This window comes from Faecalimicrobium dakarense (assembly GCF_000499525.1).
Taxonomy (GTDB): domain Bacteria; phylum Bacillota; class Clostridia; order Peptostreptococcales; family Peptostreptococcaceae; genus Faecalimicrobium; species Faecalimicrobium dakarense.
This window is the reverse complement of the sequence record NZ_HG529463.1, coordinates 1-266: the sequence shown is the minus strand read 5'-3', so window position 1 is coordinate 266 and position 266 is coordinate 1. Positions and strand designations below refer to the sequence as shown.

Sequence of the window (266 nt, the reverse complement as noted above, 5' to 3'; positions counted from 1 at the left end):
GATAAACACTAATATGAATGCTATGATAGCAACTAACCAAATGGAAACTGCATTAACAGGAAGTTCAATGCAAAAATTATCTTCAGGATTAAGAATAACTAAAGCTGGAGATGACGCTGCAGGATTAGCAGTTTCTGAACAACATGAGAGCTCAAATAAGAGGTATGGAACAAGCTGATAGAAAGTACAAGATGGTATATCTATGGTACAAACAGCAGAAGGTGCATTAGAAGAAGCAGGAAACATAGCTCAAAGAATGAGAGAAC

Annotated in this window: 1 pseudogene; it reads left to right on the top strand. The window is 36.5% G+C overall.

Going from position 1 to position 266, the window contains the following annotated elements:
• Positions 1 to 13: 13 nt before the first annotated feature.
• Positions 14 to 266 (top strand): annotated as a pseudogene (locus tag BN899_RS21035) (flagellin N-terminal helical domain-containing protein); the annotation flags it as partial.